The sequence below is a fragment of the Micromonospora sp. WMMD812 genome, from assembly GCF_027497215.1.
Taxonomy (GTDB): domain Bacteria; phylum Actinomycetota; class Actinomycetes; order Mycobacteriales; family Micromonosporaceae; genus Micromonospora.
Genome location: NZ_CP114904.1, coordinates 2,534,941 through 2,560,069 on the forward strand (window position 1 = coordinate 2,534,941; position 25,129 = coordinate 2,560,069).

The window sequence follows — 25,129 nt, forward strand, 5'->3', positions numbered from 1 at the left end:
CGGGCGGGCGCGGGCTGGTAGCTTGCCCCGATGACACTGCGGCGGCGGGCGGCGGCTGCCCTCCGGGTGGCGATCGTGGTCGGTGTGGTGGCCGGAATCCTGCTCACCGCCCTCGGCCCGGCCACGGTGACCGGGCTGCTGCCGTACTTCACCATCCAGAGCAACGTCGCGGTCGGGCTGGTCGCCGGGTACGCCGCCGCGCGGGCGTGGCGGGACCGGCCCGATCCGCCCCCGGCGCTCACGGGCGCGGTCACCCTCTACATCACCATCACCGGCGTGGTGTACCACCTGGTGCTGGCGAACCCGGCCAGCCCCTTCGCCATACCGCAGCCCGACCGCGCCCTGGGCGAGGCGCTGGGCAACCAGTTCCTGCACACCGTGGTGCCGATGCTCGCCATCGCGAACTGGGCGCTCGTCGACCGACGAGGTCGGCTGCGCCCGCGGTACGCGGCCTGGTGGCTGGCCTTCCCGCTGGGTTACCTGGCGTTCGCGCTGCTGCGCGGGCTCGTGGTGCACGGCTACCCCTATCCGTTCCTCGACGCCGGCGAGTTGGGCTACGGCGGAGTGGCGCTCAGCGCGGCCTTCTTCGCGGTGACGTTCTGGCTGCTCGGGCTGCTCTTCGTCGGCGCCGACCGGCTCCTCGCCAGGGCCGCGCCGGCGGTCGCGGCGCCGTCCGGGTCCGCGCCGGCCGATGTGGACCGGCATCGCGAGCAGTCCGCCGCCGACGACCGCGACGGCGCACCGCGCCCGGCCGCCGGCGGCGCCGTCCGGGCCTCCGGCGGCCAGGAGTGACCCTCGCCCTCGACCGGGCGGTCGACCAGCTGTACGCGGTGTTCCGCCGCCACCCGCGCCCGAGCCGGATGGGGTACTGCGCGCACTGCGTGGCGCCGGCCGAGGTGGCGGTGCTGCTCGACACGCCGCTGCGCGCGCTCACCGGTGGGCAGCTGCGACGCTACGCGGGCAAGGCGCTCACGACCTGGGGGGACCTCGCGGACCTGCGGTACTTCCTGCCCCGGCTGCTGGAGCTTCTGGCGGCCGGTGCGATCGACGACCCGGTCGCGCCGGGCCGGCTGTTCGACGCGATCGGAAAGCACTGGCGGGGCTGGCCACGCGACGAGCAGCGGGCCGTCGAGGCGTACCTGGCCGCCTGGTGGGGGCACACGCTCGCGACGTTCCCGGCGCCGGTAGAGGCGACCGACGTGCTCGCCGCGATCGGCGCCACCGGGGTCGACGTCGGGCCGTACCTCGCCGGGTGGGTCGCCGACGGCGGGGAGCCGGCCGCCCGGCACCTGGCCGATCACCTCGCGACGCCGCTGCCCGGCGACGGTCCGCCCTGGGTCCTCGCGGTCCGCGCCTGGCGCGCTGGTCCGGAGCCGGCCCGGATCCTGGAGACCGCCGTGCTCGCGGCGAGCGACCCGGCCGTGGCCGAGGAGATCTCCGCCGCGTACGAGATTGCCGCCCCGCCGGGATCCGTCGGCTGACCCGGTCGGCGCCGGTCAGCGCAGCCGGGGTCGTTCGTGGTGCCGGGGCGCGGCGCCACGGTCCCGGCCGTACGCGTCGGAGCGCCCCCAGCGGCCGGGGATGTCCAGCAGCTCGACCCGCCCGAACCCGGTCGGCAGCGCGGGGTTGACCAGCAGGCTCTCCCCGGTGGGACGCAGCCCGAGCACGGCGCCGAGCAGCATCAGCAACGCTCCGGAGGACCACGACTGGGGTCGTCCGGCGGCCGGCAGCTGCACCGGGTACTTGGTGAACTCCCGCTCGTAGCCGGCGATCAGCTCCGGCACCGCCCCGCCGAGCGTCTCCGCCACGTCGAAGATGCCCCCGGCGATCCGGGCGGCCTCGGCGTCACAGCCGTAGTGGCGCAGGCCGGCGACGATCACCGCGTTGTCCGACGGCCACACCGCGCCGAGGTGCGAGCCGACCGGGTTGTAGGGGTGCTGCCCGGAGGCCAGCGTCCGCACCCCCCAGCCGGAGAAAAGGTCCGGGCCGACCAGGTGCGCGGCGAGCGCCCTGGCGCGCTCGTCCTCGACGATGCCGCTCCACAGCAGGTGACCGATGTTCGACGACAGCGCGTCCACCGGCGTCCCGTCCGGCTCCAGGGCCAGCGCGTAGTACTCCCGGTGCGGCAGCCAGTAGTCCCGGTTGAACCGCCGCTTCAGCTCGTCGGCCTCCCGGTCCAGCCGGTCGGCGTACGCCGGGTCACCCCAGAACTCCCGGGCCAGCCGGGCCCCGCGCCGCTTCGCGTCGTACGCGTAGCCCTGCAGCTCGCAGGTCGCCCGGGGGAAGCCCGGCAGCCGCCCGTCGGCGTACCTGATCGCGTCGGGCGAGTTCTTCCAGCCCTGGTTGACCCATCCCTTCCGGCTGTTGCGGGTCACGTAGCGCAGGTAGCCGTCACCGGCCAGGTCGCCGTACTCGTCGATCCAGTCCAGCGCCATCCGGGCCGGATGCCGCAGCTCCCGGACGATGTCGGCGTCGCCCGACCAGCGCTCGTACTCGTCGAGCAGGATCACGAAGAGCGGGGTGGTGTCCGCCGCCCCGTAGTAGAGGGCGCTCGGCTCGTCGCCGAACGCGGCCGACTCGCCGTACCGCAGCTCGGCCAGGATCTTCCCGGGCTCCTCGTCGCGCTCGTCGTCGAGCTGGCCGCCCTGGAGCATGGCGAACTCGCGCAGCGTCGCCGGGGTCAGCTCGGGGGTGAAGGCCAGCGACTGGAGGCAGGTGAACAGGCTGTCCCGCCCGTACAGGGTCATCGCCCACGGCAGGCCGCCCACCGGCACCAGCCCGGGGTTCGCCAGCGGCCGGTAGCGCAGCGACGCGAGGTCGGTGAGGCTCCGCTCGTAGATCGCCGACAGCTCGTCCCGCTCGGCCACCAGCTGCGGCGCCCGCTCCAGCCAGTCCTGCAGGTCCTCGCGCATCCCGCGGCGCACGTGGTCACGGTGCGACTCCAGGCTCGCCCGCAGGTCCCGGCCGCCCGCGCCGTGGATGGTCATCTCGACGTGCAGGTCGGTGATCCACTTGCCCTCCGGCTCGATGCGGATCCGGAACGTCATCCCGCCCTCGTCGACCTCGACGGGTGCCGTGCTGGACACGATGGTCTCCCGCACGAACCGGCCCCGCTCGAATCGGAGCCGGAGCTGCCGCGCGGCCGGGTCCGCGGTGACCAGCACGTCCCGCGGGTGCGTCCGCAGGATCTCCGAGGTGTCGGCGAAGTCGCTGCCGATCTCCAGCCGCACGGCGTACTCGGCCGGTTCGGACGAGTGGTTGAGCACCGTGATGCGCTCGTTGAAGCTGTCGTCGAGGGATCGGTGCCGGATCACCGAGACGTCCGCGTCCACGTAGTGGCTCGCCGCGCCGGGCACCAGGAAGAACCGCGTCTCGAAGTACGCCATGTCGTCCCGGGAGAGGGCGTTGAGCCGTTCGCCGTTCACCGTGAGCACCCAGCGGGACACGAACCGGGTGTCGAACGAGAAGAGTCCGACCGGGTAGCGCGGATCGGTGTCCATGTCACCCTGCGCGTCGCCGACCGCGAAGGCGTTCCCGGCGACCACGTACGCCCGCTCCTGCCTCATCGCGGAGCGCCCCATCCGCCCACTCCGGTCCGACCCTCCATGACCTCCCGGGCGACCGTACGGGGATGCCGCGCGCCGGGCGGGCCGGGGAAGATCCGGCGCAGCAGGTTGAGCAGCCGGATGTCGCCCTGCACGGTCAGGTCGTTGCGCAGCAGCGCGGCCGAGACGTGCACGTGCCCGGTGGCCATCTCGTCGAACACCGACCGGTCGGCCCGGACCACCAGGTCGGCGTCCTCGGCCGAGCGGCTCACCTCGACGTGCTGGTCGGCGATGGTCAAGAGCCAGTGTTCGGTGCGGCCGTCCTCCCGCGCATCCAGCCGCAGCGTGCCGGCGGTGGTCTCCGGTAGCTCCGGCCGCAGGCCGGGCCCGAGGCCCCGCAGGTAGTCCGCCACCGTCGTGCCCATACGGCGCCCTCCCCTCCGTGCTGGCAGGCTCGCACCGCACGGGGTGAGGCGGCCTCACCCGAAAGAGGTGGCTCCGCGGGCCGGGTCGGCGCGCCGCCGGGAGGGCAGCCGGGTCTCAGTCGGCCTCGACGAGGCCGCGGACGTAGGCCGCCTGCCCGACGTGCTGGAGGTCGTCCTCGGCGACGCTGACCAGCCGGACCCCGAGCGTCACCGGCGGATCCCACGCCTCGTCGACCACCCGGTCCAGGTCCGCCGGCCGGAGCCCGGCCAGGAACGTCCGGGTCCGGGTGTGGACCGCCTCGTGGTAGTCGAGCAGTGCCTGGGCGCTCTCCGGCCGCACGGCGGCCACCTGCTCGGCGGTGTGCGCGTAGCCCGTGTCGTGCGGATCGGCGACGGCGAGCCCGAAGCGGCCGGCCCAGTCACCGGTCACCCAGATCTGGTCCGTCCCCATCACGTCGGCGAGGTGGTCGTCCTGCACGCGGGTCAGGTGCCAGACCAGCCAGCCCACCGGGTTGGCGCCCGGCCCGGGCGCCCGGCGCAGCTGCTCGGGCGTGAGGCCGTCGACCGCCGCGCGGACGAGGTCGGGCAGCCGGTCGTACGTCTCGGTCAGCAGGTCGCTCACGTCCACTGGTCCATCCTCCTGGGTTCGGCCGGTCCCGGTCCTGTACCGCCACCACCGCGTCGGCAAACCCGGCCGCTACCGTGATCCCGTGGTTGCGGCGCTGGAGCTCTACCTGGACACCGACGCGACGCGGCGGATCCGGGTGCTGTGGGACGCGCTGGAGTCCGAGGGTGTGCAGAGCATGCGTTCGCTGCTGGAGCAGCGGCACCGGCCGCACGTGTCGCTCGCCGTGGCGCCCCGGTTCGACCCCGAGCGGGTCGCCGCGGCGCTGGACGGGCTGGTGGTGGCCGCGCCGCTGCGGCTGTTGTTCCAGCACGCCGGGCAGTTCGTCGGCCGGGTGCTCTGGCTCGGCGCGACGCCCACCGCCGAGTTGCTGGCCCACCACCGGGAGGTGCACGACCGGCTCACCACGGCCGGCATCACCCTGGTGGAGCACTACCAGCCGGGGCGCTGGGTGCCGCACTGCACGCTGTCCATGCGGGTGCCCAACACGTTGATGGCCGCGGCCGTGCGCCGCTGCCTGGAGGTGCTGCCGCTGGCGGCGACGGTGGTCGGCGCGGCGCTCACCGACCACGCCCGCGGGATCTCCTGCCCACTACCCTGAGCACTCTTTCCGTCACGGAAAGTCGGGTAATGGAAACCGGCTGTCCCGCGGCGTCCCGACGTGCGATGGTTCGTGTGAGCTGTGTCACCCCGCGACCGGTCGGTCGGTCGGCGTGGCGGCCCGCGTGCAATGGCGGACCCGGCGGTCACCGGGGCGCAGCGGCAACGAGGAGGGCAGTGCCATGCAGGTGCAACGCAGCGCGCCATCGATCGAGGACGCCCGGACGAACGACGACCCCCAGGTCGCCGGGACGACCGGGGCGTCCACCCCGCTGGCGGTCTGGGCCGCTTCCGCCCTGCAAGGCCGGATCGGTGCGGACGACGACGACGTCGAGGACGAGCGGCACATCCTCCGCGGCTTCGAATAGGCGCGGCCGGCGCGCCGCCGGCGGCGCCGCTCAGAGCCAGCCGCGACGCTTGAAGATCAGGTAGAGGGTGCCGCAGACGAGCGCCATCAGCGCGACCGCGAAGAGGTAGCCGTACCGCCAGCGCAGCTCCGGCATGTGGACGAAGTTCATGCCGTAGACGGTGCCGATGAGGGTCGGGGCGAACAGGATCGCCGCCCAGGAGGAGACCTTCTTCAGCTCCTCGTTCTGCGCGTAGCTCGCCGCGGTGAGGCTGCGCATCTCCTCGTTCTGCTGCTGCGAGACGAGGGTGGCGTTGACGGCCAGGATGTTCTGCAGCAGGTGCCGGAAGCTGTCCACCCGCTCCACCACCTGGGTCAGGTGGTCGGTCACGTCGCGCAGGTAGCGCTGCAACTCCTCGTCCGTGCCGTATTTGCCGGAGCCGGCGGCGAGCGCGCCCAGCACGCCGAGCAGCGGACGGGCGGCCCGCTGGAACTGGATCACCTCACGGCTGAGCTCGTAGATGCGCCGGCTGGCGTTCGGGTCGCCGCCGAAGACCTCGGTCTCGATCTCGTCGATGTCGTTCTCCAGCCCGGCCACCACCGGGGCGTACCCGTCGACGACCTGGTCGAGGATCGCGTAGAGCACCGCCTGCGGGCCGCGCGCGAGCATCTGCGGCTCGCCCTCCATCCGCCGCCGGGTGGCGGCCAGGTCGGGCGCCTCACCGTGCCGCACGGTGATGACGAACCCGGGGCCGATGAACAGGTGCAGCTCGCTGAACTCGACCTCTTCGCGCAGGTCCTCGTAGCGGGCCGCGCGCAGCACGACGAACAGGGTGTCCCCGTAGCGTTCCAGCTTGGGCCGCTGGTGCGCGTTGATCGCGTCCTCGACGGCCAGCTCGTGCAGCCGGAACTCCCGTGCCAGCGAGGTGATCTGGTCCGGGTCCGGCCGGTACAGCCCGATCCAGGCCATCGCGTCGGCTTGTTCCTGCAGGCACCGGTACGTGTCGGCGAGCGTGGACGGCGACGCGAACCGGCGCCCCCCGGTGTAGACGGCGCTGTCGACGAGACCACTGGGGGCGGCCGCCGGCGCCTCGGGACGCCGACCGCCGGGGCCGGTCTCGTTCTCGTCGAGTTGACGCCCGAAACCACCCTCCGGGTGGGGGTCGGCGGCACCGACCATGACCACCTCCCCCAGCACGCCTCCCACCGAACCGCGCTGGATCCCCGCATCCCCCCGACCGAAACCCCGGGCGAACGTCGGACGGGGTCAGCCGTCGAGACGGCGGACCATGTTCATGATGGTCTCGACCTGTGCACCGCCTTTGATCGGGTAGTTCGTCGCGCCGAGGTAGCCCCACCAGTCCCAGCAGCCGTTCGGGTTGGCGGCTGCGGTGGTGGCCTGCGGGTAGAGCACGATCATGTTGTTCGTGTCGGCGTACTGGTTGAGGTTGGCCCGGTCGACGAAGGCGGTGCCGACCTTGCCGTACCCCTGGAGGCAGCCGTGCAGCGCGACGAGCAGCCGGCACGACTGGCCGGCGGCGCACGGAGCCGGCACATAGGCGAAGCCGGCGGAATCCATGCTGAGGCCGTTGGCCCAGCCGCCCACCGCGAAGGTGTTCTGGGCGAAGCGGATCAGCGTGCCGCGCAGTGGGCCGGTGTTCGGTGCCGCCACCGACCCGAGGAGCCTGCGCAGGAACGCGTTCTGCGGGTCGGTGCCGCAGTCGTTGAGGTAGGGCGACGCGGTCACGGTGCACCCACCGGTGCCGTACGGGGTGACCCAGGCGTGGCCGGCCGACGAGCCGCTGTCGTACTGCACGCTCGCGCCGAAGTGCTGGTGGTAGCGGACCAGGTCGTCGGTGACCGACTTCTTCACGCTGGTGTCCGAATTGCCGTGGAAGACGTACGCGGGACGCGAGGCGAGGTTGCCCACCGGGTCGATCCAGCCGTACGTCGCCCAGGTCCGGGTGTACGTCTGCAGGTTGGCGAGGTAGGTCGGGTAGATGTTGTCGCCGCACGCGTAGAGCGCCTGGCTCACCGTGTTCTGCGCGCAGTAGTAGGGGCCGGCGGCGAAGACGGCCGACCCGCGGATCCGCCCGGAGTAGGCCACCTGGAGCTGGGTGGCCAGGTACCCGCCGGAGGAGACCCCGGCGACGTACACCGAGGAGACGTTGTAGGTGCTCAGCGAGCCGGCGACCGGCGGCACCGTGTACGGCGTGCCGGCGGCGTGCGCGGCGCTCACGGGGGGCACGGCCAGCAGCACGCCGACGGCGGCGGCGGCCAATCCCTTCCACGGAACTCTCATGCTTCAACTCCTGTGGTGGACGCCGGTGGCGCCGGCGTGCGCCGACGGTACCGAGACATACATCACAGTCCATATGAGCGCCGGCCACACAACGGACCGCCCGCGGATGTCGTCCGCCGCCGTCCGACCCCGGACGGGCGGTGTCGGCTGGCCGGGCCCGGGTATCCGGTAGCGGCCCGCACGCCGCCGGGCGCCGTACCGCGCGGGGAGGCCTCGATGCAACAGCGTTCCGACGAGCAGCGCCCGCCGGCCCGGGACCGCCCGGAGCAGGGGGAACGCCGCGCGCCGGAGCGGCTCACCGACCGGGACGACGACGCCATGACGGACGAGGACGCGCGCGCGCCGGACACGGCGGTCACCGAGGAACCCGAGGAGGAACCGTAGGCGCCGTCCGGGTGGATCGTCACCCACTGCCGGGTTTGCCCGCCGGGCCGACGGGAAGGCGCCGCGGCGAGCACGCCCCGCGGGTGAGGAGGAGCAGTGACCGTCCCGGTGTCGTACCGGTCCGCCCCCGGTGACCGCACCTGACCCCGGCGCGGACGATCGCGCCGTCCAACCGCGCCGCGGACTCCGGCCGGTCACCGAACAGACCCGGGTCACCACCGCGGAACTCTTCTTCGACCTGGTCTTCGTCTTCGCGTTCATCCAGGTCACCACGCTGATGACCACGGAGGCCTCTGGCCTCGGCGTACTGCACGGGCTGCTGGTGCTGACCATGATGTGGTGGTCCTGGTCGCTCTTCGCGTGGCTGGGCAACCGGGTCCGGGCCAACTACGGGCTGTCGCGGTTCGTGCTGCTGGCCGTGACGCCGGTGATGTTCACCCTGGCGGTCAACACCCGGGAGGCGTTCACCGACGAGCCCGGCGGGCTGTACTCGCCGCTGTTCTTCGTCGCCAGCTTCGTGACGTTGCGCGTGCTCTACCTGGCGCTGCGGTGGTACGCCTCGCCGGCGCTGCGCGGCCGGGACCGGATCGCGCTCGTCGCGCCGATGCTGGCCTCCGCCCTCCTGCTGCTGGCGGCGGCCCTGCTCCCCCGGTCCGGCCTCGGGGAACGGACCATGCAGGTCGGCCAGGTCGTGCTCTGGGTGGTCGCGGTGGCGGTGGACTACGGCGTCGGACTGGCCGTACGGGTCTCCGAGCGAGCGGTCTTCTCCGCTCGGCACTGGGCGGAACGGCACAACCTGATCGTCATCGTGGCGCTCGGCGAGGTGCTGGTGGCGGTCGGCATCGCGGGAGCGGACCTGCACAACACCCCCGGCCTGATCCTGACCTCGGCGCTGGCCGTCGTGGTCGCCGGCGCGCTGGAGTGGATCTACTTCGACCTCTCCGCCCTCTCCGGCGAACACGCGTTGCACGAGGCCGGCCCGGCACGCCGAGTGGCCCTCGCCCGGGACGGCTACAGCTACCTGCACCTGCCGATGATCGCCGGGATCATCCTGCTGGCCCTCGGCCTGAAGCACACCCCGTCGCTGGTCGTCGCCGCGCCCACCTTCTGGCGGGGCGACCCGCTCGACCCGCTGGGCCGATACGCGATGTACGGCGGAGTCGCGCTGTTCCTGGTGGCGCACGCGGCCTTCCAGTGGCGGCTCAGCCGCCTGGTGCGGGCGCTCGTCTGGCCCCGACTCGTCGCGGCGGCGGTCCTGCTCGCGATGTTGCCCGTCACCGGCCGGATCTCGGCCACCCGGGCGCTGCTGTGGCTGACGGTCATCTGCGTCGTCACCGCGGTGGTCGAGTTCGTGGTCAGCCGTGGGCAGCGGCGTCGGCTTCGGCAGGCCCTCGCCGACGAGGCGGAGGGAACCTGCTCCGGCGACACCGGCCTGGGCGGGCCGGCCGGCTGACCGATGGAGGGGGTGCCTGGGCTACTCCGGCTCCTCGACGAGGAGGTCGCCGCGCCAGATCGGCAGCCAGAAGATCGGGACGAGCGCGGCGAAGACCGCCAGCCCCACCGCCGGAACGAGGGCGCCGACCAGGGTTCCGGCCAGGGTGACCACCGGGGCGAGCCAGAACCGTCGACTGAGCTTCCGGGCGCCGGCCGCGTCGATCGTCGATCCCAACCGCCGGTGGTGGTACCGCGCGTACTCCCAGAGCAGGTTGAAGAGGAGCGTGCCGACGCCGACCGCGGCGCCGTAGAAGATCACCGCCACGCTCTCGCCCTCGTCGTCGCGGAACGCCGCCGCCAGCACGGAGGCCGCGAAGGGGAAGAAGGCCACCGCCATCAGCAGCATGGTGTTCAGGAAGAGCAGCGCCCGCCCGACGGGACGGATGTGGTTGAAGATCACATGGTGGTTGACCCAGACCTGCCCGATGAACAGGAAGGTCACGGCATAGGCCGTGTAGGACGGCCAGAGGTCGAGCAGGCCCTGGAACAGGTGCCGGGTGTCCTCCGGTGGGCTGATCTCCAGCACGAGCAGGGTGATCGAGATGGCGAAGACGGCGTCGCTGAAGCCGATGACGCGGATCCGCTCCGGCCCCGGCCGCTCGCCTCGGTCTCTGTCCGTCACCGACCCGTCCGCCTCCCGCCCCGGTCCCGACACGTCGGTGGGACAACGACCGTCCCGGCGTCGGGTGACCACGCCGTTAGCCTGCTCACTTCAGGGCCTGAAACTTTGCACGGCCTGCAAGATCGCTCCTAGAGTGGCGCGGTGACCGTCGGCAGCGCCTCTCCCGCCACGGCCGGCCGACGGGATCGCAAGAAGCAGCAGACCCACCGCGCGCTGGCCACCGCCGCGCTGCGCCTGGTCGCCGAGCGCGGTCTCGAGCACGTGACGGTGGAGGAGATCAGCGCGGCCGCGGACGTCTCGTCCCGCACGTTCTTCAACTACTTCCCCAGCAAGGACGACGCCCTCATCGGTGACCATGCCCTCGACAGCGCCCGGTTCGTGGCGCGCTTCGCCGAGGTGCCCCCGGAGGTGCCCGCCCTCGCGGCGATCCGCGCGGCCCTCGGCGAGGTGATCGAGGAGATGCAGGCAGACCGCGAGCTGTGGCTGCTGCGGATGGTCGTGATCTCGCGGAATCCCGCCCTGCTGCCGCGCCTGGCCGCGGTCGGCGCCGAGACGGAACGCGCGATGACCGAGGTCGTCGCCGCCCGGGTCGGCGTACCGGCGGACCACGGCTTCCCGCCCCTGCTCACCACCGTCAGCGGCGCCGCGTTCCGCACCGCCATGCTCCGCTGGGCCGCCGCCGGCGGCGCCCGGTCCCTCGCCGACCTGGTCGACGAGGCCTTCGACACGCTCGCCGCCGGCCTGCCGGATCCCGATCGCACCCGCACGACGAGTTAAGGAAACCGATGTCCGCACCCACCGTGCCCGCCGACGCCGCCGCCGCCGAGGCCGGCCCGGCCCGCATGTCCCGCCGGGAGGTCCTGCAGGCCCTCTCCGGCCTCATGGTCGGCATGTTCGTGTCGATCCTCGCCTCCACCGTCGTGGCGAACGCGCTGCCGCGCATCATCGCCGACCTGAACGGCAGCCAGACCGTCTACACCTGGATCGTCACCACCGAACTGCTGGCCATGACGGCGACCGTGCCGCTGTGGGGCAAGATGGCCGACCTCTACAGCAAGAAGTTGCTCATCCAGTCGTCCCTGGCGCTGTTCGTGGCCGGCTCGCTCATCGCCGGTTTCACCCCGAACGTCGAGGTGCTGCTGCTCAGCCGGATCGTGCAGGGTGTCGGGGCCGGCGGTATGACCGCCCTCGCCACCATCGTCATGGCCGCCATGATCCCGCCGCGCGAGCTCGGCCGGTACGCCGGCATCTTCGGCGCCGTCTTCGGCGTCGGCACGATCGCCGGGCCACTCATCGGCGGGGTCCTGGTCGACACCTCCTGGCTCGGCTGGCGCTGGTGCTTCCTGATCGGCGTCCCGTTCTCGATCCTGTCGATCGTCCTGCTCCAGCGGACGCTGCACCTGCCCGTCGTCCGCCGCGAGGTCCGGATCGACTGGCTCGGCGCCGCTCTGATCACGACCGGCGTCTCCGTGCTGCTGGTCTGGTCCTCGCTGGCCGGCAGCAAGTTCGCCTGGGCGTCCGGCTGGACCGCCCTGATGGTCGCCGGCGGCGTCGCGTTGCTGGCGGTGGCGGTGTTCGTCGAGTCCCGGGCCGCCGAGCCGATCATCCCGCTGGACATCTTCCGCAACCGGACGGTGTCGCTGGCGACCGTCGCCAGCGTCCTGGTCGGCGTGGCGATGTTCGGCGGCACCGTCTTCCTGTCGCAGTACTTCCAGATCTCCCTCGGCAAGTCGCCGACCGTGGCCGGTCTGATGAGCCTGCCGATGATCTTCGGGTTGCTCGTGTCGTCGACGGTCGCCGGGCAGCTCATCACGAAGTACGGCCGCTGGAAGATGTTCCTGGTCGCCGGCGGCGCGATCATGACGGTCGGCATGGTCCTGCTCGGCACCATCGGCGCCGGCACCAGCGTTGTCCTCCTGTCGGTCTACATGGCCGTGCTCGGCATCGGCGTCGGCATGCTCATGCAGAACCTGGTGCTCGCCGCGCAGAACGACGTGCCGGCCCACGAGCTCGGCGCGACCACCTCGGCGCTGACGTTCTTCCGCAGCATGGGCGGCGCGATCGGCGTCAGCGCGCTGGGCGCCGTCCTGGCCAACCGGGTCACCCACCTGACGATCGAGAAGCTCGGCCCGGCGGCGGCCGGCGGCGGCACGTCCGCCGAGGTCCCGGACCTGTCCACGCTGCCCGAGCCGGTGCTGCGCATCGTGCAGGACATCTACGGCAGCGCCACCGCCGAACTGTTCCTGGTCGGCGCACCGCTGGCCCTGCTCGCGATGATCGTGGTCGTGTTCATCAAGGAGAAGCCGCTGCACACGCTCAGCGGCGACGAACGGCGGGCCCAGGAGGAGGCCGCGGCGCAGGCCGCCGGCGTCGCCCACTGACGACCCGCTCCGACGGGGTCCCGCAGCGCCGGCACCGCGCTGCGGGACCCCTTCGTCGTCTCCGCGCCGGACGCCGCGCGCCACCGCGCTCGTCGCCGCGGGCGCTATGACTCAGAGTCATAAATGTGCCTCTGAGTCATAACGCTCGGCGAAGAGCCGGCTCCGTCGGGGCCGGCAAGTCCGCCGGATGGGATCGAGGCGGTCCTGGCGACCAACTGCGCCGACCTAGGCTCAAGGCAGCCGCTGTTCGGGCAGAGGGACCCGGGCGTGACGCCCAAGCCCACGGCGACGGGTCGGGGGACGCCACCGACCCTCCACTCCCCGCCTTCGTCGAAAGGAGCCGTCGTCGTGCAGATTCTCTGGTCCGCCACACCACCGGCACCGCCGTCTCGCACGCCCGGCCGCGCGATCCCCGTCCGCAAGCTGTCCCTGCTCAGCGTGGCGGTCGCGGTCGGACTGGCCGCTCACCACGATCCCGAGCTGACCAGCCAGGTCCTCCTCGGGCTGGTCACCTTCACCGCCCTGGACCGGCTGGACGCCTCGATCCGCTGAACCGTCGGCCCGGACGGCACGGCCCGTCCGGGCCTTCCACCCGCCCGCCGCCTCCGGCGCCGCCGCCGGACATCCGTCCGCGCCCGACATCCGCCCGCACGGCAGTCGAGGTCGTCACCGACGATCTGTCCTTCGGCGGTCCACGCCGCGACCAGGGACGCCGCCCCTACGAGCGGTCGAGAGTTGGATACCCGTGGAGATCGGGCCCGCCGCACCGGCCAACGCGACTTCACCGCCCGGGCGGTGGAACAGCCCGACGTCGACGAGGACTGGTCGAAGCTGCGTCGTCACCGTTGCCTACCGTGCCGCCTCCGGCGGCGCCACGTCACCCACGTGGATCGGATGTCACGCCCGGAGTGGCTGCGGCGCTCAAGGTGACGACGGTACCGGTAGCGGAGGTGTGGAAGGTGACGTCGTCGCAGAGCTGCTGCACCAGCCAGAGCCCGCGCCCGCCCAACGTCTCCGGGGACGGCAGCTGGGGCGAGACGTGATCGGGGATGCCACCGCCCTGGTCGTGGACCGCGACCACGACCCGGTCCGGCCCGGACGTGACCGTCACGTCGGCGCTGCCTCCGCCGTGCTGGATCGCGTTGATCACGGCCTCGTTCACCGCGATGGTGAACTGTTCGGCGTGGTCGGGCGCCAGGCCGGCGCTGAGGGCCGCGTCGGTCACCCGGTGCCGGACCGCGGCGACCTCGGGCGCCGTGACACCGCGCACCGTCGCCGCAGCCGGATGTGTCTCCGGCTGGTCGGCTGAAGTCACATCCACAACGTCCTCACCGCCGGAGCCTAGCCGCCACCGCCCGTCGGCGCCCGACACGCCGCGACAGCCGGTGCCTCACTATAAAGTCAGCAGGTCCGTCGGGTCCCGGGACGTGAGAGGAGGAGTTCGCATGGCACTGTCGCTGTCCAGCCGCCGGGTGGCCGACGCCGTCACCGTCAGCGCGCAGGGGGAGGTCGACCTTCCCACCGCCGACGACCTGGAGCGGGAGATCGCGGCAGCCGTCGGCAGCGACGCCACCGCGATCCTCGTCGATCTCGGCGGGGTGACGTTCCTGGACTCCGCCGGGATCAACGTCCTGCTCAAAGGCCGGCGACTCGCCGACCAGCACGGCAAGTCCTACCGTGTCGCGGGCGCCCAGGGTATGGTCCGTCAACTCCTCCGGATGACCGGGGTGTGGGAGCATCTCTCCACCCCGCCCGCCGGCGGGTAGTCGCGTTGCGGCGGATGCGGGCCCCGTCCGGCCGGGTGGCCGTCGGCGTCGGCCCGGGCCCCTCCCGGCGGTCGAGGATGCGATGGTGATGAGCGGCGAGGTCTCACGAGCCGGCAGCGAGGAGAAGCTCCGTCGGCTACAGACCGTGACAGACGCCGCACTGTCCCACCTCGGCCTGGAGGATCTGCTCGACGAGCTCCTGGAGCGGACCCGCGACCTGCTGCGGGCCGACACGGCCGCGATCCTGCTCCTCGACGGCAACGGCACCGAACTGGTGGCCACCGCGGCGAGTGGGCTCGAGCAGGAGGTTCGGCAGGGCGTGCGGCTGCCCGTCGGCCGCGGTTTCGCCGGCTCCGTCGCCGCCCGGGGCGAGCCGGTCATGATCGAGCACGTGGATCACACGAACGTCATCAACCCGATCCTGCTGACCCACGGCGTGGCCTCCGTCCTCGGCGTGCCGATGCTCGACGGATCCCAGGTCATCGGGGTGCTGCACGTCGGGACGCTGACCCCGCGCCGGTTCACCACCGACGACGTCGAACTGCTCCGACTGGTCGCCGACCGGGCCAGCCTGGCCACCCGGGCGCGGCTGTCGCGGCTCGACCGCGCCGCCGCGGTGGCCCTGCAACGCAGCCTGCTTCCGGCCCGGCCGCAGGCGGTGCCCGGGCTGGACGTCGCCGCCCGCTACGTCCCGGGCACGGAGGTCGGCGTCGGCGGCGACTGGTACGACCTCTTCCCGCTGCCGTCGGGGCACGTCGGCATCGCCATCGGCGACGTCGCCGGCAACGGGCTGCGGGCCGCGGTGGTCATGGGACGCATCCGCAGCGCGCTGCGGGCGTACGCGCTGGAGACCGCGGACCCGGCCGACGTGCTCAGCCGCCTCGACCGCAAGGTGCAGCTCTTCGAACCGGACGTGATGGCCACCGCGCTCTACGCCGTGCTGGACCCGAGCCACCGCAGCCTCACCCTCTCCAGCGCCGGCCACCTGCCCCCGATCGTCGCGGCTCCGGGCGAACCGAGCCGGCTGATCACGGTCACCCCGGACCTCCCCTTGGGCGCCTACCGTGGCACCGGCCGGCGCAGCACCCGCGCGTCCCTCGCCCCCGACAACTGCCTCTTCCTCTACACCGACGGGCTCGTCGAGCGGCGGAATCGCCCCCTCGACGAGGGCGTCGACCTCCTCCGCGCGGCGCTGACCTGCGCGTCGGCGGACATGATGTGCAGCACCGCGATGGCCGCGATGCTCACCGACGCGGCCGCCACCGACGACGTGGCGGTGCTGGCCGTACGCCGCACGGGCCACCCGCCGGCGGAGTGACCGGTCGTCCTTCGGGGCCGTCTGTCCGGATCGCCGCCGACCGGCCGCGCCGATCGTTTGCCGGGGCGGCAGGCGGGTAGACGCCGCTATCCGTCGGAGAGAAAGGCCGCGAAGGTGGACAACAGCGAGTTCATCGGCTCGGTGGCGAAGCGCCTGCGCACCTCGCCCGAGCAGGCGACCGCCATCGCGCGCGCCACGCTCACCACGCTCGCCGAGCGGATCGAGAGCGGCGAGGCGAAGGACCTCGCCGCCCAACTCCCCGACGAGTTGCGGGGGTACGCGTCCGGACCGCCCGGCGAGACCGGCCGGTTCAGCTTCACCTCGTTCATCAACCAGGTGAGCGGGCGGGCGGAGGTCGACAGCTCGCAGGCCCGGGACGGGGTCCGCGCCGTGTTCGACACCCTTCGGGAGGCACTCCCGCCGGGCGCGTACGACGACATCGTCACCCAACTGCCGGCGGAGTTCTGGCAGCTCACCGACTCGGCGGGCCGGTACGACGGGCCTCGCGGGGACTGACCGGCCGCAGGTCACGTCGCAGCCGGCGGCCGACGGCCGGCCCGGTGCCCGGTCCCGGTCCGCCCGCGCCGTTCAGATGGCCGTGGCCTGGGAAACCTTCCACTCGCCGTCGACCGGCACCAGGGTCAGCACCACCCGGTTCTGGTCGACCTTCTCCCCCGCCGTGCTCACGTTGCGCCGGTACTGGTTGAGGTAGACGAGCAGCTCCACCCGGTCGGCCTCGGCGCTGACCACACCGGTCGCGGAGACCTCGGCCAAAACCACGGCCTGCTGCTTGCCGGCCGTCTCCTTCAACGTCGCGGTCGTCTTGGCGTACTCCTCGGCGAAGCCGCCGGTGGCGAAGGTACGCCCGTTCGCGACGCTGTCGTCGAACGTCCGGTAGTCGTACGAGAAGATCGCCTTGGCGGCGGCCGGAGCGGTGGCGAGCGCCTCTCGCACGGCGGCGTCGCGCTGGCCGGCGACGCGGTCGCCGTACCAGCCGAGGGCGGTGACGGCGGCCGCGAGCACCGTCGCGACGGCGAGCGCGGGCAGCAGCGGGATCCGGCGCCGCCGCCCGGGACGCGGGGCGCGGTCACGCCGGGAAAACGTCGGGGTACGCATCAACGACCTCCTCCGGTCAGCCGACGAACTGGAGCTTCGTCACGAGCCAGGCGCCGGAGTCCCGGTCGCGCACCAGGTCCAGCTGGATCCGGTAGTGCGACGGGCGGCCGTCGGGCGCCTTCACGTTCTTGACGGTGGCGTCGACGGCCACCAGCACCACCGCCCGGTGGCGGTCACCGGAGACCAGCCCGGCGCGCAGCACGGTGCCCTGCGAGTCCACCTTGTTCTCCACCACGGCGGTGCGGACCTGCGCCTGCCCGCGGGTGAACTCGTCCTTGAAGTCGCCGGTGGCACCCGCGGTGATCCGCTGGAGGTCACGGTCCACACTGGCCGCGCTGACCGAGACGAAGTTGACGCTGGCCTGCTTGGCGGCGGCCAACGCGCCCTGCCGGGCCTGCTCGGTGGCCCGGTCGACGTACCAGCGGTGCCCGTACACCCCGGCGCCGGCGAGGGCGGCGGCCAGCAGCACCACGAGCAGGGCGACCAGGGCGCGTCGCCGGCCCGGCCCGGCCGCCTGTCCGGCCGGCTCCTCGGCGGGACGGTCCGCCGCCGGCCCGGCGGTCTTCGCGCGGTCCGTGACCGGCGGCTCCTCGGCGGGAGACGGCAGGTCCTCCACCTCCGCCGGATCACCGACCACGGTCAGGTCGCCGACCTCCGTCGGGTCCTCCACCGGCTCCTCGTCGAGCCGCTCCAGCACCTCTTCGATCCTCGTGGCCGGAGCGAGTACGGGACGGGTGACCAGCCGGCGCTGCACCGGCCGCCCGGGCGCGCCCGCCTTGGCTCCCTTGATCACTCTGAGCGTGCGCTCCCTGCGGGTCGGCACACCGCCACCTCCCTCTCCTGCGCCGGTCACGGAGTCACCCCGGCGAGCAACAGCTGCTTCCACGACTGGTCCCCCGCGGTCCGGTACTGCCCGCCGGTGCCGCCGAACTGCAACGGCCGGCCGTCCGAGCCGAGCACCAGGCCGGTCGCCGGGTCGTACCCGCCCGGGGCGGTCGGTCCGGAACCGGCGGCCGGGGGTGCCGGTGCGGGCTCACGGCCGCCCGGTCGCGGCGCGTTGCCGGCGCCCCGGACGCTCCCGCCGGCCGCCCGTTCCCCCGCGTCGCACCGCGTGCTGCCGCCGGAGTACACGCAGGACGGCGGATCGCTCACGTTGAGCACCAGGCCGAGGTGGGCGGTGCCGTCGCCGGGGGTGACGGTGAACCCCCCGGCCACCGCGATCGGGTAGGTCACCAGCAGTTGCTCGATCCCGGGCAGCCGGCGGGCGGCGATCCCGTTGACGGTCACCAGGTTGCCCAGCAGGGTGCCGACGGTCGGCTCCAGGCCGCGCAGCAGCGCCCGCAGTTCGGCGCCGGCCGGCGGGCCGTCGGCGAGCAGCCGGCGCAGGTCCGGATCGGCGGCACGGACCGTGGCCGCCAACGCCGCCAGCCCCGCCGACCAGCGGCGCAGCGCCTCGGCCGACTCGGCCTGCGTGGTCAGCACGGTACGCCCGTCGCGGATCAGCGCCAGCGTCTCGGGCAGCCGCGCCCCGGCGTCGGCCAGCAGGGCGTCACCGGCGTCGAGGATCCGGGCCAGCGCCTGCTCGTTGCCCTCGAACGCGGCGCCCAGCTCGGTGATCAGCACGGTGAGGTCGGCCGGATCCACCGACCGGACCAGCGCGTCCAGATTGGTCAGCAGCGCCTCCGGGGCGAGCGGCACGCCGGTGCGGTCCGCCGGAATCACCGAGCCGTCGACCAGGTAGGGCGCGCCGTCGCGCTCCGGCCGCAGGTCCACGTACTGCTCGCCGACGGCCGAACGCTGGGTCACCACGGCCCGCAGCGCGGCGGGCACCCGCACACCCCGGCCGATCCGCAGCTCTGCCCGAGCGCCGCCGTCGCGCAGCTCCACGGCGGTGACCCGGCCCACCGGCACGCCCCGGTAGGTGACCGGCGCGTTGGGGAAGATGCCGCCGGCGCGGGTGAGATCCAGGTGGACGAGATACCCGCCGCCGAGCAGCCGGTCGCCGAGCCCGACGTAGCGGACCCCCACATACCCGATGCCGAGCAGGCTCACCAGGACGAAGGCGAGCACCTGAAGTTTCGCGATTCGTCCGATCATCCCAGCACCCCTCCCCCGAGCACGTCGCCCAGGTCGCCGATCAGCCCGGTCACCGCACCGGTCACCGGCAGTACGCACTCCGCGGTGAGCACCGTGCCGGGCAGCAGCTTCGTCCCGGCCGGGAAGGCGGTGCCGGTCGGCACCAGGCCCTTGGGCAGGATCAGCGCGCCGAGCGGCACCACCGAGCCGGGCTTGAGCAGCTTGCAGCCCTCGGGCAGCAGGCATTCGGTGGGCGGGGTCCAGGTCGTCGGGAAGTCCTTGAGGTCGGGCAGGCACTCGATCAGCGGCGGCAGCTCCGGCTTCGGGCGGCCGCCGCTGCCGGTTCCCGGCCGGGGACGCGGGGTGGTGCCACCGGCGGACGAGGGCGGTGTCGATCCGGGAGCGGACGGTCGGGCCGTCGACCGGGCCGGCTCGGGCGCGGCGACGACCAGGTTGGCCAGGATGTTGGCCGCGTCCAGGTCGGCGGTGATGGCGAGGTTGACGAAGTCACCGACGATCGCACCGTCGGCGTTCGGTGGGAACGGGAAGGACAGCATGAAGTCCAGCGACTTCGGCAGGTTGTCGCCGGCCCGGGCCAACTGCTCCAGGATCGGTTGCAGCGCCCGTACGCTGGCCAGGGTGTCGTCCCGGCTGCGGGTGACCACCCGGCTGCCGACCTTGCCCAGCTCGCCGAGAGCGGTCAGCGCGTCGGTGAGCTGGGTACGCTGATCGGCCAGCACGGTCAGGCCCGGGGCGAGGGAGTCGAGCGCCTCGCCGACGACCTCGCGCTGCCGGCTGAGCCGGTCGGTCAGCCGGTCGAGCGCCTCGATGGCCCGCACCAGGTCGGCCTTCTGCCGCTCCAGCCCGCCGACGAACGTGTCGAGCTGGTGCAGCGCGTCGCGGACGGCCGGTTCCCGCCCGTCGAACGCCTGGCCCAGCTCGGTGGTGATGGTCCGCAGCTGGGCCAGCCCGCCGCCGTTGAGCAGCAGGCCGAGCGCGGCGAGCACCTCCTCGACCTCGGCGCCCCGCCGGGTCCGCGACAGCGGGATGACGTCACCGTCGGCGAGCCGCTCGCTGGCGGCCCCGGTGGGGGGCGCCGCCACCGTCACGTACTTCTCGCCCAACAGGCTGCTCTGCCGGACGGCGGCGGTGGCGTTCGCCGGCAGCCGCACCCCGCGGTCGACGCGGAGCCGGACCCGGGCGGTCCAACCGGCCAGCGAGATCTTCTCCACGCTGCCCACCGTCACGTCGTCGACCTTGACGGCGGCCTGCGGCACCAGGTCGAGCACGTCGGTGAACTCGGCGGTGACCGTGTACCCGTCGCCGGCGGGGGCGCCGCCCGGCAGTGGCAGGTCGGCCAGCTCGGGCAGGCCGCAGCCGGTGGTGAGCAGCAGCACGGCGACCGCTCCGGCCAGCGCGCGCCGCACCCGCGCGCCGGCCGGAGCCCGTCCCCCGCACCCGCCCGCGCGGCTCGCAAGCTCTCGCACCTTCACCGAGCCACCTCCGTTCGCGACTGCGGGGCTCGCCAGCTCACTCCACGCGCTCACAGCACACCTCGCAGGATGCCGCCGAGGGTCAGGTCACGGGTGATGCCGGGGCCGCCCGGCGCCCCGTCCGAGCCCGGTCCACCGGCGGAGCTGACCGGAGGGGGTGCCGGTGGGGTCGGGCCGGTCGCCGGGGCGCCGGGCGGCAGCTTGAGGAGCTTGCGGAGCTGGTCGGTCATCGGCAGCTTGCGGGCCTGCAGCGTCTGGGCGAGGGCCAGGCAGGTCTCGGGCACCTGGGCCCGGGGGAGCTGATCCACGATCAGCGAGCAGACGAAGCCGGCCGGGTCGTACGGGCCCATCACGTTGTCCCGCGTGTCGAGGGTGCCCGAGCGGGGGTTGTAGGCCAGCGCGAGGTTGTTCACCGTCAGCGGCGCCACGTCGAGGATGTCGATGACGGCCTTCTGCTGGCGGACGAGCACGCCGGTCACGTCGGCGAGCGCGGCGACGTTGCCGGTCAGCTCGTCGCGGTTGCTCCGCACGAAGGCGGTGACGTCGGCCAGCGCCGCGGCGAGGTTGCGCAGGGCGGCCGCCAGCTCGTCCCGCTCCCCGGCGAGCTGCTCGGCGACGTCGGCCAGCTGCTGCTGGAAGCCTCGCACCTGCTGGTCGCTGCGGGCGAGCGCGGTGGTGAACCGTTGCAGGTTCGCCACCGAGCCGAACAGGTCCTGCCGGCCGTCGGCGAGCGTGTCGAGCGCCCGGGACAGGCCGTCCAGGGTCGCGTGCAGGTCGTCGCCGTTGCCGGCCAGGTTGGCCCGCCCGGTCGCCAGCAGGTCGGAGAGCGCGCCGTCGGCGTTGGCGCCCTGCGGGCCGAGCGCCCGGTTGAAGTCGTCCAGCGCCTGGTAGATGTCGTCGATCTCCATGGGCGCGGCGGTGCGGCCCACCGGGATCTCGGCGCCGTCCGGCAGCGCGGCGCCGCCGGTGAACGCGGGGGTGAGCTGCACGTACCGGTCGCTGACCACGCTGGGCGGGACGATCAGCGCCTGGGCGTCGGCGGGGATCTCCAGCTCCGGGTCGTAGCGCATGCCCACCCGGACCACGCGACCCTGCGGGGTGACCGACTCGACCTCGCCGACCCGCACGCCGAGCACGCGGACGTCGGAGCCGGGATAGACCCCGACCGCCCGGGTGAAGTAGGCGACCACCCGCCGCTGGGCCGGATCGTGGCGCCACACCACGAGGCCGGCGGCGAGCGCGGTCAGCAGCACGGTGGCGGCGGCGAGCGGGCGGCGCCAGCGTCGGATCGGGCCGGCCATCAGCGTCCTCCCGTCGGCACGTAGGGCTGGAGCAGCCCGCTGACGTACGAGTCGAACCAGCGGCCGTTGCCGACCACGTTGGCGAAGGCGGTCACGAACGGCGCCATCCGCTGGATGGTCTGCGCCAGCTCGTCGCGGTTGCGTTGCAGGACGGCGACCACGTCCCGCAGCTTGCGCAGCGCCGGTTCCAGCTGTGCGCGGTTGTCGGCGACCAGTCCGGACAGCTCGGTGGCCAGCTCGTCGGTGCCCACCAGCAGCCGGTGGATGGCGTCCCGGCGACGACTGACCTCGGCCAGCAGCGCCTCGCCGTCGGCGACCAGCTTGCGGAACTCCTCGTCCCGGGTGGCCAGCACGTCCGTCACCTGACGGGCCCGGCCGAGCAGCTCCCGCAGCTCGGCGTCCCGCTCCGCGACGGTGCGGGACAGCCGGGAGAGCCCGACCAGCGAGGAGTTGACGCTGCCGGGGGTGTCGGCGAACGTCTCGGAGAGGGTGCGGAACGCGGCGGCGAGCTGGTCGGTGTCGACCCGGTCGACGGTGTCGGCCAGCCCGGTGACGGCCTGCACCACGTCGAACGGCGTGGCGGTGCGGTCCAGCGGGATCTGCGCCCCCTCGGGCAGCCGGTCCGGGCCGGCCGGGGCCAGCGCGAGGTACTTCTGGCCGAGCACCGTCTTGATCCGGATCGTGGCGCCGGTCTCCCGGCCGAGCCGTACGCCGTCGTCGTCGACCCGGAACCGCACCCGCACGTACGGCTGCGCGCCGCGGGCCAGCTCGACCGCGGTCACCGCGCCGACCCGGACCCCGGCCACCCGGACCTCGTTGCCGGTGGCGAGGCCGCTGGCGTCGGAGAAGGCCGCCTCGTACGACCGGCCGGTGAGGGCGGCCAGCCGGTCGAGCTGGAAGGAGCCGAGCAGGGTCGCCGCGATCACGGCCAGCCCGACCGCGCCGACGACGACCGGGTTGCGTTCGCGGAAGGGTTTCACTGGCTTCCTCCGGTGGCGCAGCGGGCGGCCGGGGCGCTGAGGGTCGCCGGGTTGAGCGGGGCGTGGCCGGCGACCGCGACCCGGCCGTCGAAGTCGCAGAGGTAGAAGTTGAACCAGGAGCCGTAGGAGGCGACGCGGGTCAGCGACTCGTACCGCTCCGGCAGCCGGCCGAGGGTGCCGTCGATGACGGCAGCGTTCCGGTCGAGGGTGCCGGCGAGGTCACCCAGCGCGCGGACGTCGGCGGCGAGCGGCGGCCGAGCGTCGTGCAGCAGTCCGGCGGTCACGTCGGTGAGTCCGCCGAGGTTGGCCAGCGCGTCGCCGATCGCGGTGCGGTCCGCGGCGAGGCCGGAGACGAACTGCTGCACCTGGGCGATCGTCTGGTCGAGCTCGGCGTCCCGGCCGGCCAGCGTGGCGAGGACCTGGTTGAGGTTGGTGACCACCCGGCCGATCACGGCGTCCCGGTCGGCCAGCGTGTTGGTCAGCGAGGCGGTGCGTTGCAGCAGGCTGGTGACCGTGCCGCCCTCGCCCTGGAACACCTGGATGATCTCGTAGGCGAGCTTGTTGACGTCGTCGGGGCTCAGCGCGGTGAACAGGGGCCGGAAGCCGTTGAACAGCGTGGTGAGGTCCAGCGCCGGGGTGGTCTGGGCGAGCGGGATCAGCCCGTCCCGCCGCAGCGGGCGGCCGTCCCCCGGCCCCTCGGTCAGCGCCAGGTACCGCTGGCCGACCAGGTTCCGGTATCGGATCTTGGCGCGCACGCTGGTGGCCACCGGCAGGTCGGTGGTGACCGTGAAGGCCACCTCGGCGACGGTGTCGTCGACCACCCGGATGTCGCCGACCTTGCCGACGCGGACGCCGGCGACCCGGACGTCGTCGCCGGGGAGCAGCCCGGTCACGTCGGTGAACCGGGCCCGGTAGGTGACCCCGCCGGGCGGAAAGGCGCCGAGGGTCTGGGCGAGCAGCGCGGTGAGCAGCATCGTCACCGCGGCGAAGAGCAGCAGCTTGACCAGCGGGGCGAGCGTCTTCCCGGTCATCGCTCGGTCACCACCCCGCCGCGCAGCAGCGGACCCCAGAGCAGGACCGCGATGTCCGGCACCTCCGCCGGCAGGGTGCCGGTGAGCGCGCCGATGAGCGGTTTGACCAGGGATCGCTCCTCACCGGTGGCGGCCCGGCCCATCTCGGCGGGGACGCCGTCGCCGGTGGGCACCGCCACCCGGGCCGGGGCCGGGGGTTGCTTCCCGGCCGCCGCCGGCACGCCGACCGGCAGCAGCGGGCGGGGGCGCTCGCCGGAGTAGTCGTAGCCGTCGTTGACCGGGTGCTCGGGCGCCGGCACCTTCGGATGCGGCAGGCCGTAGCACTGCGGGCCGTTGCGCGCGCCGTACACCGGCTCGTCCCGGCCCGGCTCGTACGGCCCGCCGTCTTTGGTCACCTCCAGGGTGATGTGCATCCGCCCGCCGGCGAAGACCTCCTCGACCCGTGGTTGCAGGGTGACCAGGCCGTCCATGAGGCACGGGTACTCCGGGGCGTACGTGGCGAGCAGTTCCAGCACCGGCCGGCTGACCGCCCCGAGTCGGATAAGCTGGTCGCCGTGCCGGTCGAGGAAGCCCTCGGTCGCCTCGGCGGTGCCGGTGGTGTCGGCGAGGAACGCGGCGAGCTGGGTCCGCTGGTCGGCGACGGTGCGCGCGGTGACCGTCACGTCGCGCAGGAGGGCCAGCAGGTCGGGCAGGGCCGCGTCGTAGCTGTCCAGCACGGTGGCGAGCTTCCGGACGTCCTCGGTGATGGTGGGCAGGGCCGGGTTGAGCTGGCTCAGGTACGCGCCCAGCCGCTCGACGTTCGCCCCGAGTTGCTCGCCCCGTCCGTCGAGGGCGGTGGCGAGCGCGCCCAGCGTCGCGGCGAGCTGGTCGGGGCGGATCGACTGCAACAGCGGCAGCGCCTCGTCGAGCACCCGCTCCAGCTCCACCGCGGTGGTGCTGCGGTCCTGGCCGATGACGGCGCCGTCGCGGATCGACCCGGCGCCGCCGGCGACCGGCGGGACCAGCTCGACGTAGCGCTCGCCGAAGAGCGTCTTGGGCAGCAGGCGGGCGGTCACGTCGGCGGGGATCCGGCCGGTGCGGTCCGGGTCGAGGGCCAGCCGGAGCACGGCGCCGTCGCCGCCGCTGCGCACCGAACGCACCTCGCCGACCAGCACGCCGCGTACCTTGACGTCGGCGCCCTCGGTGAGTTGGAGGCCGGCGCGGTCGGCGTGCAGGGTGACCCAGGCGACCGGGGTGAACGCCTTGCGGTAGTGCAGCACCGAAGCGGTCAGCGCCGCGGTCAGTACGGCGATGAAGGCGATGCCGAGGATGCGATGTCTCATGG

The 25,129-nt window shown here is 73.4% G+C and carries 27 protein-coding genes; 12 read left to right on the forward strand and 15 right to left on the reverse strand.

Annotated features, from left to right (window positions below; all coding sequences use genetic code 11):
- The first annotated feature begins 30 nt into the window (after positions 1-30).
- Positions 31-792: a Pr6Pr family membrane protein gene (locus tag O7603_RS11460; protein WP_281575684.1), complete on the forward strand. Its 762-nt coding sequence runs from the start codon at positions 31-33 to the stop codon at positions 790-792.
- The gene (locus O7603_RS11465) at positions 789-1,481 is read left to right on the forward strand and encodes a hypothetical protein (protein ID WP_281575685.1); all 693 of its coding nucleotides are present in this window, start codon (positions 789-791) and stop codon (positions 1,479-1,481) included. Before O7603_RS11460 ends, O7603_RS11465 begins: the two co-directional genes overlap by 4 nt.
- Before the next feature lie 15 nt (positions 1,482-1,496).
- On the opposite strand, the gene O7603_RS11470 is transcribed toward O7603_RS11465, so the two are convergent.
- The 3 genes from O7603_RS11470 to O7603_RS11480 form a co-directional block, all read right to left on the reverse strand.
- On the reverse strand, positions 1,497-3,566 hold the full coding sequence (locus O7603_RS11470) for a glycogen debranching N-terminal domain-containing protein (protein ID WP_281575686.1): 2,070 nt from the start codon (positions 3,564-3,566) through the stop codon (positions 1,497-1,499).
- A complete protein-coding gene (locus O7603_RS11475) occupies positions 3,563-3,970 on the reverse strand; it encodes an SCP2 sterol-binding domain-containing protein (RefSeq protein ID WP_281575687.1) in 408 nt (135 codons plus the stop codon). Before O7603_RS11475 ends, O7603_RS11470 begins: the two co-directional genes overlap by 4 nt.
- Before the next feature lie 115 nt (positions 3,971-4,085).
- The gene (locus O7603_RS11480) at positions 4,086-4,598 is read right to left on the reverse strand and encodes a DinB family protein (RefSeq protein ID WP_281575688.1); all 513 of its coding nucleotides are present in this window, start codon (positions 4,596-4,598) and stop codon (positions 4,086-4,088) included.
- Between the two features lie 82 nt (positions 4,599-4,680).
- Between O7603_RS11480 and O7603_RS11485 the strand changes: the two genes are divergently transcribed.
- On the forward strand, positions 4,681-5,196 hold the full coding sequence (locus O7603_RS11485; protein ID WP_281575689.1) for a 2'-5' RNA ligase family protein: 516 nt from the start codon (positions 4,681-4,683) through the stop codon (positions 5,194-5,196).
- 181 nt (positions 5,197-5,377) lie between these two features.
- On the forward strand, positions 5,378-5,563 hold the full coding sequence (locus tag O7603_RS11490; protein WP_281575690.1) for a hypothetical protein: 186 nt from the start codon (positions 5,378-5,380) through the stop codon (positions 5,561-5,563).
- A gap of 30 nt (positions 5,564-5,593) precedes the next feature.
- Here the strand turns inward: O7603_RS11490 and corA are convergent, their stop codons facing one another.
- Entirely contained in the window at positions 5,594-6,739 is a 1,146-nt protein-coding gene (corA, locus tag O7603_RS11495; RefSeq protein ID WP_281575691.1) for a magnesium/cobalt transporter CorA, read from the reverse strand.
- A gap of 69 nt (positions 6,740-6,808) precedes the next feature.
- Entirely contained in the window at positions 6,809-7,843 is a 1,035-nt protein-coding gene (locus tag O7603_RS11500) for a PHB depolymerase family esterase (RefSeq protein ID WP_281575692.1), read from the reverse strand.
- Between the two features lie 216 nt (positions 7,844-8,059).
- Here O7603_RS11500 and O7603_RS11505 point away from each other — a divergent pair, with 216 nt between their 5' ends.
- Positions 8,060-8,227 (forward strand): hypothetical protein, encoded by a 168-nt coding sequence (locus O7603_RS11505; protein ID WP_281575693.1) that lies wholly within the window; start codon positions 8,060-8,062, stop codon positions 8,225-8,227.
- Positions 8,228-8,357: 130 nt separating this feature from the next.
- Positions 8,358-9,680, forward strand: a complete 1,323-nt coding sequence (locus O7603_RS11510; protein WP_281575694.1) for a low temperature requirement protein A — start codon at positions 8,358-8,360, stop codon at positions 9,678-9,680.
- Positions 9,681-9,701: 21 nt separating this feature from the next.
- Here the strand turns inward: O7603_RS11510 and O7603_RS11515 are convergent, their stop codons facing one another.
- Positions 9,702-10,343, reverse strand: coding sequence for a TMEM175 family protein (locus O7603_RS11515; protein ID WP_281575695.1), 642 nt, complete (start codon positions 10,341-10,343; stop codon positions 9,702-9,704).
- Positions 10,344-10,484: 141 nt separating this feature from the next.
- On the opposite strand from O7603_RS11515, the gene O7603_RS11520 reads away from it, so the two are divergent.
- The 3 genes from O7603_RS11520 to O7603_RS11530 all read left to right on the forward strand — a co-directional run bounded on the left by O7603_RS11520 (position 10,485) and on the right by O7603_RS11530 (position 13,276).
- On the forward strand, positions 10,485-11,120 hold the full coding sequence (locus O7603_RS11520) for a TetR family transcriptional regulator (RefSeq protein WP_281575696.1): 636 nt from the start codon (positions 10,485-10,487) through the stop codon (positions 11,118-11,120).
- A gap of 8 nt (positions 11,121-11,128) precedes the next feature.
- A complete protein-coding gene (locus O7603_RS11525) occupies positions 11,129-12,724 on the forward strand; it encodes an MDR family MFS transporter (protein WP_281575697.1) in 1,596 nt (531 codons plus the stop codon).
- A 348-nt stretch (positions 12,725-13,072) separates the two neighbouring features.
- Entirely contained in the window at positions 13,073-13,276 is a 204-nt protein-coding gene (locus O7603_RS11530; protein ID WP_281575698.1) for a hypothetical protein, read from the forward strand.
- 325 nt (positions 13,277-13,601) lie between these two features.
- Here the strand turns inward: O7603_RS11530 and O7603_RS11535 are convergent, their stop codons facing one another.
- On the reverse strand, positions 13,602-14,039 hold the full coding sequence (locus tag O7603_RS11535; RefSeq protein WP_281575699.1) for an ATP-binding protein: 438 nt from the start codon (positions 14,037-14,039) through the stop codon (positions 13,602-13,604).
- Positions 14,040-14,169: 130 nt separating this feature from the next.
- Here O7603_RS11535 and O7603_RS11540 point away from each other — a divergent pair, with 130 nt between their 5' ends.
- From O7603_RS11540 to O7603_RS11550, 3 genes are all read left to right on the forward strand, one after another.
- Positions 14,170-14,490, forward strand: coding sequence for an STAS domain-containing protein (locus O7603_RS11540; protein WP_281575700.1), 321 nt, complete (start codon positions 14,170-14,172; stop codon positions 14,488-14,490).
- Positions 14,491-14,578: 88 nt separating this feature from the next.
- On the forward strand, positions 14,579-15,808 hold the full coding sequence (locus O7603_RS11545; protein ID WP_281575701.1) for a GAF domain-containing SpoIIE family protein phosphatase: 1,230 nt from the start codon (positions 14,579-14,581) through the stop codon (positions 15,806-15,808).
- A gap of 114 nt (positions 15,809-15,922) precedes the next feature.
- A complete protein-coding gene (locus O7603_RS11550; RefSeq protein WP_281575702.1) occupies positions 15,923-16,324 on the forward strand; it encodes a DUF2267 domain-containing protein in 402 nt (133 codons plus the stop codon).
- A 72-nt stretch (positions 16,325-16,396) separates the two neighbouring features.
- On the opposite strand, the gene O7603_RS11555 is transcribed toward O7603_RS11550, so the two are convergent.
- Genes O7603_RS11555 through O7603_RS11590 form a run of 8 tightly spaced genes read right to left on the reverse strand, consistent with a single transcriptional unit; the run spans position 16,397 to position 25,127 of the window.
- Positions 16,397-16,924, reverse strand: coding sequence for a hypothetical protein (locus O7603_RS11555; RefSeq protein ID WP_281575703.1), 528 nt, complete (start codon positions 16,922-16,924; stop codon positions 16,397-16,399).
- A 16-nt stretch (positions 16,925-16,940) separates the two neighbouring features.
- Positions 16,941-17,747 (reverse strand): hypothetical protein, encoded by an 807-nt coding sequence (locus O7603_RS11560; RefSeq protein ID WP_281575704.1) that lies wholly within the window; start codon positions 17,745-17,747, stop codon positions 16,941-16,943.
- 26 nt (positions 17,748-17,773) lie between these two features.
- Complete coding sequence (locus tag O7603_RS11565) at positions 17,774-19,021, reverse strand: MlaD family protein (protein ID WP_281575705.1); 1,248 nt, start codon at positions 19,019-19,021, stop codon at positions 17,774-17,776.
- Positions 19,018-20,493 carry an MCE family protein gene (locus tag O7603_RS11570; protein ID WP_281575706.1) on the reverse strand — a complete coding sequence of 492 codons (1,476 nt, stop codon included), beginning with the start codon at positions 20,491-20,493 and terminating at the stop codon, positions 19,018-19,020. Before O7603_RS11570 ends, O7603_RS11565 begins: the two co-directional genes overlap by 4 nt.
- Before the next feature lie 50 nt (positions 20,494-20,543).
- Positions 20,544-21,794, reverse strand: a complete 1,251-nt coding sequence (locus tag O7603_RS11575; protein WP_281575707.1) for an MCE family protein — start codon at positions 21,792-21,794, stop codon at positions 20,544-20,546.
- Positions 21,794-22,774, reverse strand: a complete 981-nt coding sequence (locus O7603_RS11580) for an MCE family protein (protein WP_281575708.1) — start codon at positions 22,772-22,774, stop codon at positions 21,794-21,796. Before O7603_RS11580 ends, O7603_RS11575 begins: the two co-directional genes overlap by 1 nt.
- The gene (locus tag O7603_RS11585) at positions 22,771-23,805 is read right to left on the reverse strand and encodes an MCE family protein (protein WP_281575709.1); all 1,035 of its coding nucleotides are present in this window, start codon (positions 23,803-23,805) and stop codon (positions 22,771-22,773) included. Before O7603_RS11585 ends, O7603_RS11580 begins: the two co-directional genes overlap by 4 nt.
- Positions 23,802-25,127 (reverse strand): MCE family protein, encoded by a 1,326-nt coding sequence (locus O7603_RS11590; RefSeq protein ID WP_281575710.1) that lies wholly within the window; start codon positions 25,125-25,127, stop codon positions 23,802-23,804. The genes O7603_RS11585 and O7603_RS11590 overlap by 4 nt, the downstream gene beginning before the upstream one ends.
- Between the last annotated feature and the right edge of the window lie 2 nt (positions 25,128-25,129).